This is a genomic window from Streptomyces sp. H27-C3, from assembly GCF_030063415.1.
In the GTDB taxonomy this organism is placed as follows: Bacteria; Actinomycetota; Actinomycetes; order Streptomycetales; family Streptomycetaceae; genus Streptomyces.
Genome location: NZ_JASITA010000020.1, coordinates 119,288 through 127,126, shown reverse-complemented (window position 1 = coordinate 127,126; position 7,839 = coordinate 119,288). Strand labels below are relative to the sequence as shown.

General features: G+C 70.3%; 10 protein-coding genes. 7 read left to right on the top strand and 3 right to left on the bottom strand.

Annotated elements, in window-relative coordinates; all coding sequences use genetic code 11:
* Nucleotides 1-283: 283 nt before the first annotated feature.
* The 3 genes from QMK30_RS21270 to QMK30_RS21260 all read left to right on the top strand — a co-directional run bounded on the left by QMK30_RS21270 (nt 284) and on the right by QMK30_RS21260 (nt 2,923).
* A complete protein-coding gene (locus QMK30_RS21270) occupies nt 284-424 on the top strand; it encodes a hypothetical protein (RefSeq protein WP_283519861.1) in 141 nt (46 codons plus the stop codon).
* A gap of 349 nt (nt 425-773) precedes the next feature.
* Complete coding sequence (locus QMK30_RS21265; protein ID WP_349362100.1) at nt 774-1,013, top strand: lamin tail domain-containing protein; 240 nt, start codon at nt 774-776, stop codon at nt 1,011-1,013.
* Nucleotides 1,014-1,312: 299 nt separating this feature from the next.
* Nucleotides 1,313-2,923 (top strand): sigma-70 family RNA polymerase sigma factor, encoded by a 1,611-nt coding sequence (locus QMK30_RS21260; RefSeq protein ID WP_283519860.1) that lies wholly within the window; start codon nt 1,313-1,315, stop codon nt 2,921-2,923.
* A gap of 47 nt (nt 2,924-2,970) precedes the next feature.
* Here QMK30_RS21260 and QMK30_RS21255 read toward each other — a convergent pair whose 3' ends face one another.
* On the bottom strand, nt 2,971-3,735 hold the full coding sequence (locus tag QMK30_RS21255; protein ID WP_283519859.1) for a YqjF family protein: 765 nt from the start codon (nt 3,733-3,735) through the stop codon (nt 2,971-2,973).
* A 248-nt stretch (nt 3,736-3,983) separates the two neighbouring features.
* Nucleotides 3,984-4,745, bottom strand: a complete 762-nt coding sequence (locus QMK30_RS21250; RefSeq protein ID WP_283519858.1) for a LysR family substrate-binding domain-containing protein — start codon at nt 4,743-4,745, stop codon at nt 3,984-3,986.
* Nucleotides 4,746-4,803: 58 nt separating this feature from the next.
* Here QMK30_RS21250 and QMK30_RS21245 point away from each other — a divergent pair, with 58 nt between their 5' ends.
* The 3 genes from QMK30_RS21245 to QMK30_RS21235 all read left to right on the top strand — a co-directional run bounded on the left by QMK30_RS21245 (nt 4,804) and on the right by QMK30_RS21235 (nt 6,560).
* On the top strand, nt 4,804-5,190 hold the full coding sequence (locus tag QMK30_RS21245) for a DUF5997 family protein (protein WP_283519857.1): 387 nt from the start codon (nt 4,804-4,806) through the stop codon (nt 5,188-5,190).
* A gap of 757 nt (nt 5,191-5,947) precedes the next feature.
* The gene (locus QMK30_RS21240; RefSeq protein ID WP_283519856.1) at nt 5,948-6,133 is read left to right on the top strand and encodes a hypothetical protein; all 186 of its coding nucleotides are present in this window, start codon (nt 5,948-5,950) and stop codon (nt 6,131-6,133) included.
* 151 nt (nt 6,134-6,284) lie between these two features.
* Entirely contained in the window at nt 6,285-6,560 is a 276-nt protein-coding gene (locus QMK30_RS21235) for a hypothetical protein (RefSeq protein ID WP_283519855.1), read from the top strand.
* 127 nt (nt 6,561-6,687) lie between these two features.
* Here the strand turns inward: QMK30_RS21235 and QMK30_RS21230 are convergent, their stop codons facing one another.
* Complete coding sequence (locus QMK30_RS21230; protein WP_283519854.1) at nt 6,688-6,861, bottom strand: hypothetical protein; 174 nt, start codon at nt 6,859-6,861, stop codon at nt 6,688-6,690.
* 673 nt (nt 6,862-7,534) lie between these two features.
* Here QMK30_RS21230 and QMK30_RS21225 point away from each other — a divergent pair.
* Complete coding sequence (locus QMK30_RS21225) at nt 7,535-7,747, top strand: DUF4287 domain-containing protein (protein WP_283519853.1); 213 nt, start codon at nt 7,535-7,537, stop codon at nt 7,745-7,747.
* The last annotated feature ends 92 nt before the right edge of the window (nt 7,748-7,839 follow it).

The window sequence follows — 7,839 nt, the reverse complement described above, 5'->3', positions numbered from 1 at the left end:
CTACGGCACCTCGCCGCGTTGTCGGAACGCCCGAATACGTCCAGTATGCGAACGTCCCTCCGCCTTGCGATGCACCGCATCTGACGCCGTGCGCTGATCCACCAGGGATTACGGGACAGCCCTTAGTCGCTTCCACTTCCGGGCCACTTCGGGTCCGCTTCAGGATCATTGGTTCATGGTGTGGTTCAGGTGCTCCCCGGGCACCCGTCGCCAGTGGTCAGCCCCGCGCCGGCCGACGCCGCCGCCTCGTCAGTGTCGATGCAGCAGACGCCCGACCAGCACCGTGCCCCCCTTCCCGGTCGTCGGCAGCGCCCGCCCGGCACGCATCCGCGCCTGCCATGACGCGGCGCTGCGGGAACCCGCCCTCACTCACGAGGAGTGGTACGAACTGTGGATCATGGCCCGCGGTATCCCGCTGCCCTGACCGAACGACACATCCAGGGACTGTCCGGCCGAGATCAGGGTCGCATGGTCCCCTTGAGGCGTACGCCGGGAACCCGGACACCCCTGGACAGGCGAGCCGCTGGTCGGCGCCGCCCGGGGCGATGGCGCCGCAGCCTTCCTCGCGCCCCATGAAATCGCACACAGAGCGGCTTTGCTGCTCTGTGTGCGAGAAGCGGGCCTCCGGGTCCGTTACCAACTCTCCGGGGTGGCGCGGGCGGCGCGTGCGGAGAGGAGTGTGCGGCGCCGGAAAGGGTTGTTGTTGAGCGCTCAACGGGTAGGTGTAACCCCCAGCGAACCTTTGGTAAGTGCTCGTTTCGGATTCGTGCCCGATGCGGAAGAGGGTTACCAACCGTGACGGCCAGCGCTACCGCTTCACCAGCGTCCGCCTGCACGGCCGCTCCGCCATCAAGGTCCACACCGGCGTCGGCCGTGACACCCGCCACGACGTCTTCCAGGACCGCCGCAACTACATGTGGGACAACCGGTCGGACAAGGCCGTCCTGCGCAACGACCGCGGCCGGGTCATCGACACCGAGTCCTGGGGACGCGGCCACGGCCACCACCGCTGATTCCGGCAGGCGGTCATTCCTGAGGGCGTCGCCCTCAGTGCTTGAACCAACGCAGTCGCCTGTACGGCGTGCCACGGCAATCCAGCCGCGGCACGCCACACCCATGTCCGGCGGCGGAATTTCGGGCCCGGAGGTCATGTACGTCACGTACCCACTGGGCGGAAGATGCGCGGGCGGCGAAGTAGCATCCGGCAGCATTGGGCCCCGGTTTTTTCGTTATCGCGGCCCCAGCGACCGGTCTCCTTCTGTGTCGGATGGAACAGTCGGGACCGGGCACAGCCCGAGGAGGAGTGTCGAGCGTGGGCAGCGAACGCGAAACCGCAGTGATCGAGGCGGCGCAGGGCGGGGATCAGCGGGCGCAGGACGAGCTTGTCGCCGCGTACCTGCCGCTCGTCTACAACATCGTGGGCCGGGCGCTGAGCGGGCACGCCGATGTCGACGACGTGGTGCAGGAGACGCTGATCCGCGCACTGAGCGGTTTCGGCTCGCTGCGCGACCCGGGCAGCTTCCGGTCCTGGCTGGTGGCCATCACGATGAATCAGCTACGTGACCACTGGCAGTCCCATCGGACGACCCCCGTCAGCGGTGAGCTGCCGGACGCCCGTGACATGGCCGACCCCGGCGCGGATTTCGTGGACCTGACGATCCTGCGTCTGGGCCTGTCGGGCCAGCGCCGGGAAGTCGCGGAGGCGACCCGCTGGCTGGACGGGGACGACCGGGCGCTGCTGTCGCTGTGGTGGCTGGAGGCGGCGGGTGAGCTCACCCGGGCCGAGGTGGCCGCGGCGATGGAGCTGTCACCCCAGCACACGGCGGTACGGGTGCAGCGGGTGAAGGCACAGCTGGAGACGGCACGGGTGGTCGTACGCGCGCTGTCGGCCGAACCGCGGTGCGCGCTGCTGGACGATGCCATAGGGCCGTGGGGCGGGGTGCCGTCCACGCTCTGGCGCAAGCGGCTGGCGCGGCACGCCCGGGACTGCACGGTCTGCTCCGGTTACGGGGCCGGACTGGTGCCGGCCGAAAGGCTGCTGGTGGGCCTGGGGCTCATACCCGTGTCCGCCGCGCTCGCCGATGCGGTCGCCCCCGGCGGACACGGATCACCCGACCTTGCCGCGTACGGTGAAGACCTCCCCGTCCAGCTCGCTTCCTCGGGCCGCCGCCAGGAACGGCGCAGCCGGCGGGCGACGCGACGTCGGCGTACCGTGGCGGCCTCGGCCGCGGTGCTTCTGATGGGAGGCGGCGCATACACCGGTATGACCCTGCTGAAGCCGGACGAGTCCCAGAAGGTGGCCCCCGCACAGGCAGCCGCCGACGCGTCCGTGCCGACCGTCGCCCCCTCGACGAAGTCGCCCCCACCGGCGGTGTCGGCCTCGCCGTCCACCAAGCCGAGCGCCTCGACCACCCCGGTCAAGAAAACCGCGAAGGCGAAGCCCAGGCCGAAGCCCGAGCCGAAGTCGACGCCGAGCAAGGCCTCGCCCCGGCCGGTGTCGTCACCCGACCCCCGCCCCAGCGCGCAGCCGGGCGCCGCGCCCTCGTCCTTCGCGCAACAGGTGACGGCATTGGTCAACACCGAGCGGGGCAAGAAGGGCTGCGGCCGGGTCAGCCAGAACTCCCGCCTGGACACGGCCGGCCAACGCCACTCCGAGGACATGGCGGCCCGCGACTACTTCGACCACACATCCCCGGACGGCCGGGACCCCGGGGATCGCGTCACCGCCGCCGGATACACCTGGACCACGTACGGCGAGAACATAGCCCGTGGCCAGAAAACTCCCGCCAGTGTGATGCAGGGGTGGATGGACAGCCCCGGCCACCGCGCGAACATACTCAACTGCTCCTTCAAGGAAATCGGCCTCGGAGTGCACGACGCATCCGGCGGCCCCTGGTGGACGCAGGTCTTCGGCGCCCGCTGAGGGCCCCGGAGAAGATCAGTGACACCCTCTGGCCCCGCCGCACCGGGTCAGGGGGTCGGAATGCCGCCCGGGCGGGCGGGCCGCCCGAAGCGCACGGCCACACCGGGCGAGTACAGGACGCTCACCGGCTCACCGACCGGCGCGGCCAGACCGGCTGCCCGGATGAGGTTCTCGTCGCATTCGAGCAGCTCGGCCCGGTGCAGGGGCCAGCGCGAGTGGGTGTTCGGGAGGTACATCTGCCGCCCGAAGAACGTGTTGTGCATGCCCCAGCGCGCGGTCAGGAAATCCTCCAGAGGCGTGGGTTCCTCGACCCTCTCGCCCGGACGGACGGTGATCCGGCTGTACGCGCCGCGCGGCCCCGGCCAGCGCCGGGCGCTCGTGTACGTCACGGTGTCCCCGCTGTGCCGGACGGTCATCCCGGACCACAGGTACGGCAGCCGGAACAGGGCCCTCGCGACAGCCACCGGGATCAGGCGGGAGGCGTCGAGCGAACGGAAGACCACACCCCGCCGCCCCTGGGCGTCCACCGAGTACAGCCGGACGTTGGTCTCGGGAAAGGTGCCCAGGTACGGCACACCGGGGAGGGCGAACCAGCCGACGCGGTGCATGCGGAAGGCGACGAGGCCGACGTACGTCATCCCGTCGAAGGTGTCGGGAACGGTTCCGGCCGGCAGTAGCGGAGCCACCTCGGCCGGGTCCACCGCCCAGTGCAGGAACGCCAGGTCCAGCCACGACTGGGTCAACAACGGGTTGACGGTGGCGTGGGGTGGGTCGGCCGAGATCGGATCAGGAACGAGCCATGTGAAAGACACCACACCAGCATCGCATCCCCGGTTCGGCGCGATCGACGGGCTCCGCGGGCCGTACCCCTGCCCCGCTCACCGGCGCCCGCCGCGTGGCCCGGGGGACGCACCTGCGGTGTACGAGACATCCGGGGCATCCAGTGCCCCGGCCGCAGAGCATCCTCACCTGTCACCGCCCCAGCGGCCAGAGCGCGATCCGGCCACACCGCAGCGCCACGTGCGGGCCGGAGCGTCCTCAGGGGCGCGCGTCGCAGGGGTTACGGACGACGACGGGGTTTGCCGCTCTTGCTGCCCTTGGCGCCGCCGGAACCGCCCCGGGGGTTCTTGCCGGCCGACTTGCCTGCGGCGGGCTTCTGCCGTGTGCCGCCCGTACTGGGCCGCTTGGCCTTCGGCTGCGGCGGGGTCGGGGGACGGCCCCGGGTGCTGTTGACGGTCCGCCCGCGGACGATCCCGATGAATTCCTCCACCAGGTCGGTGGTCCTGTCCTCCAGCCACGACAGCGCGATGCGCGACTCGGGGGCGTCCGACACCGGCCGGTACGTGAGGTCCTTGCGGTGGTGCAGGCGGGCGATCGACTGCGGTACGACGAGCAGCCCGATCCCTGCCGCGACAAGCTCGACGGCGTCCGTCGTCGTGGCGGGACGCTCGTTCGCGGGTCGTCCCGGCAGGCTCTCCCAGCCGAGGGTGTCGTCGAGGGGGCTCAGCACGATGTCGTCGGCCAGATCCTCGGCGGTCACCTCGTCGACCGCGGCCACGACGTGGTCCTTCGGGACCATGACGACAGAGGTCTCGGTGTACAGGGGGATCGCGCTGAGCGCCGTCCGGTCGACCGGCAGCCGCACCAGACCCACGTCGGCGCCGCCGTCCCGCAGTACGTCGGGGGCTTCGGCGGCGGACACCGCGATCAGGGTCAGGGGAACGTCGGGCAACCGCTCGTTCCAGATCCGCACCCACTTGGTGGGGGTCACCCCCGGGACGTACGCGAGCCTGAACGAGAGGGGTGCTTCCGAGCCTGTCACTCCGCCAGGCTACCGGTCCTGGTCGGAGGTACCGCACACGCTCGATACTCTTGACCTCATGACCTCGAACAAGACCACCCAGATGATGAAACCCGCGACCGCGGCCAAGAAGCTGGGTGTGTACCTCGAAGCCACCCCCGCCGAGTTCCAGGAGGGGGTCGTTTCGCGCACCCAGCTGAGCGCACTGCAGGCCGACCCGCCCCAGTGGCTGCTGGACCTGCGGCACAACGGCCCGCACCCCCGCCCGGTGGTCGCGGAGCGGCTGGACATCTCCATCGCGGGTCTCGCCCGCGGCGGAGTCACCGAGGCACTCACCACCGAGCAGATCAACACGCTGCGGGCGGAGCGTCCCGAGTGGCTGGAGAAGGAGCGCGCCACCCAGGCCGAGGTCCGCAAGGAAGCGGAGCGCATCAAGGCGAAGAACGCCGAGAGCGAGGCGCGCTGAGCCCCGCCGGGAGCGCTCAGTGACCGCGCCGCAGGCGAGCGACCCGGCGACGCAGATCCTGCCGTAGGCGGCTTAGGACGCGGCCGAAGCGGTCGTCGGCCTCCCGCGCCCGGCAGGCTCGCCCCGCCGCGGCTCGGCCTTCAGGGATCGTGGGGCGACTGCGTCGGTGCCCGACGACCGGCCTGGGCCCGGATCTCGTAGGAGGACTGGTGAGCGGTCGTACGCATCGCCTCGTCGTAGGCAGCCATGGTCGCGCCGAGGGCCGCACCGGCACCCCCGCGGCGACGGGCTGGGACGCCAGCCAGGTGAGGAAACCCATCACCGCGGCGAGGGCGCCGACGAGTATCAGGAACGGTACGAACGCATCCATGGCCCGAGCGTAGGCGTGCGCCGCCGCTGCGCGTGGGCGGACCGCTGATCAGCGCCCCAGATTGCCCGTGGCGTAGGCGTCCCGGCAACCGCCGGACGCCGTCATGGGGCGCCTCCCACAGCGGTGATGCCCGCTTCGTGGCGTTCACCTCTGTGTCCGGCGTGCTGCGCCCCGAGGGACCCGCCCCGACCAGCGCGCACATGTCCTCCACGACCGCGAGACGCGTCGGATGCGGCTGGTCAGCGCCGCGGCGGACGCACACCGGCCAACGGCAGGAGCGATCATGTCTCGCTGAGCCGGGACGGGCGCTACGCCGCGTTCACTTCCGCCGCGTCGAACCTCTCCGGCGACGACCGGGACAGCAGCCCAGACGTCTTCCTGAAGGGCATGCGGACCGGGGAGGTACGGCTCGTCAGCGAGGACACTGGGCAGGTGTCCGAGGACACCGACCCCGGGCCGCGCACCGGGGGCACCGACGGCGGCGGCGCGGTGGGGTTCGACTCCCCGGCCGCCAATCTCGTCCCGGACGACGCCAACGACGCGCCTGACGTCTTCGTGTGCCACCTGCGCTGACGGACTGCGGGCGGACAGCGGCGCCGCTGTGATCGCTTGTGGGCGTGCACGCCGGGGGCTCGTCGAACCCTCGGCAATACACACTCCGCCTTGCGGGTGAGGGCGGCCGGGCGACCGTGTCCGTCGGACGGTCGGGGCCGTTGCTCCAGGCATGATCAAAGCAAAGAGCGTCCTCGCCGTCGTGGCCCTCGCCACCGGCGTCTCAGCACTCGCGGCACCGCTCGCAAGTGCGGCCGAGCCCTCCGGCCCGTACGTGTCCGTCCCCGACCTGCTCGATGACCTCGGCACGAGCGCTCTGCCGGCCGAGCGCCGGCACGAGGTGCCCACCGTTACCTACCAGTTGAGCCAGCTGCACAAGCTGGGCGAGCTGCACAAGGTCACCGACTTGGTCCAGCCCGTCACCGGGCTGGTGCCCGCCTTCCAGTAGAGCCCTGCCGCCGCCGGCGCGCTCTCGCCTCGGCGGTCCGCACCCGGAAAGATCGGCACTCCGCACAGCGGGCTGTGCGGAGTGCCGATCAACAGTGGGAGCCCAGGGGCCGCCTCGAAGAGGTCCTTCAGAACCGGGTCTTTGAGATGCTCGGGATCTGAGGCTCGTCCTCGATCGCGTCATCCGCGTGCGGACGCGTGCTGGCGAGGTTCGGCTGGAGGAACACCGAGGTGTAGTCCGGCTTGGTCGGGCGGGGAAGTCCAGCTGCCTCGTCAGGGCGCTGGTGCGGCTGTGCGGTCATCAAGGCTCCATGTTGGCTGTGGTACGGCGAGCAGAATGTCCGCAGCGGCAGGCTTTGGACGGCGGCGGTGGCCGGTCGAGTCGACTGTCGATGGGGCGTTGCACAGATCAGCTTCGAGCTCGACCTCTACTGATTGCGACAGCGACAGGCGGTCGGCCGGTAGTCGCCCACCGTTCGGTTCACATCGTGTCCGCGTCGGGTGCCCGGCGAGAAGTCCCGGTTCGGGCAGCGTCGTGGATCACCTACGGAACACCGTTGCCACTGGCTCGTGCTGAGCGAACTGCCCGTTTCCATCGGCGTCGCCCACCGGGCCAGGTTCGGCATCCGATGATGAGGATACGGCCATGTACGGCCGTTCATCCCATCAGGCGGCGCCGAGGGGGCCATGAACACCGGGATTGCCGCGTTGGACCGGGTTGCGAGTCGGGTGCGTCTCCCGTCCACAGCCCGCCGAAAACGCGGAACACCGCTTCTGGAAGCCGCAGATGAGAGGCCTCGGGGGCCGGAAATTCAATGACACGGACCGGGACGGCAGGCGATATGCGGTTGACGCCCCCGTGACCCGCGCGGTTTTGTCGAGGTCGAGCCGTATGCGCTGCCGGGCGACACCGTGCGCTGGTTCACTTTGCGGTTGCCCTGAGCGTCTCGGCGAGGGGACTGGCAGGATGTTGATATGACTGAAGCCGTGAAGGGCCCTGCCAGTTATTTTCCTTCGATCGAGGCGAAGTACGGCCGCCCGGTCACGGAGTGGAAGGAACTGATCCGCGCCTCGCCGTTGACCAAGCACATGGAACTGGTCTCCTGGCTCAAGGCGGAGCACGGCATGGGGCACGGTCATGCCAACGCCCTTGTCGCGCACACCCTCGCGGAGGACAAGGCCGAGTGACTGATTCCTCCCGGTGATACCTGCATGAGGTGAGGCTGCCCGCGAGACGGGACCCGACGACCGCTCGGTTCGGGGTGAGCGGGGCACATGCG

Excerpts from the sequence above, each read along its gene's own strand:
- QMK30_RS21265 (WP_349362100.1), top strand. The coding sequence starts at position 774 with ATGCGGAAGAGGGTTACCAACCGTGACGGCCAGCGCTACCGCTTCACC.
- QMK30_RS21245 (WP_283519857.1), top strand. The coding sequence starts at position 4,804 with ATGACCTCGAACAAGACCACCCAGATGATGAAACCCGCGACCGCGGCC.
- QMK30_RS21240 (WP_283519856.1), top strand. The coding sequence starts at position 5,948 with ATGCGGACCGGGGAGGTACGGCTCGTCAGCGAGGACACTGGGCAGGTG.
- QMK30_RS21235 (WP_283519855.1), top strand. The coding sequence starts at position 6,285 with ATGATCAAAGCAAAGAGCGTCCTCGCCGTCGTGGCCCTCGCCACCGGC.
- QMK30_RS21230 (WP_283519854.1), bottom strand. The coding sequence starts at position 6,861 with ATGACCGCACAGCCGCACCAGCGCCCTGACGAGGCAGCTGGACTTCCC.
- QMK30_RS21225 (WP_283519853.1), top strand. The coding sequence starts at position 7,535 with ATGACTGAAGCCGTGAAGGGCCCTGCCAGTTATTTTCCTTCGATCGAG.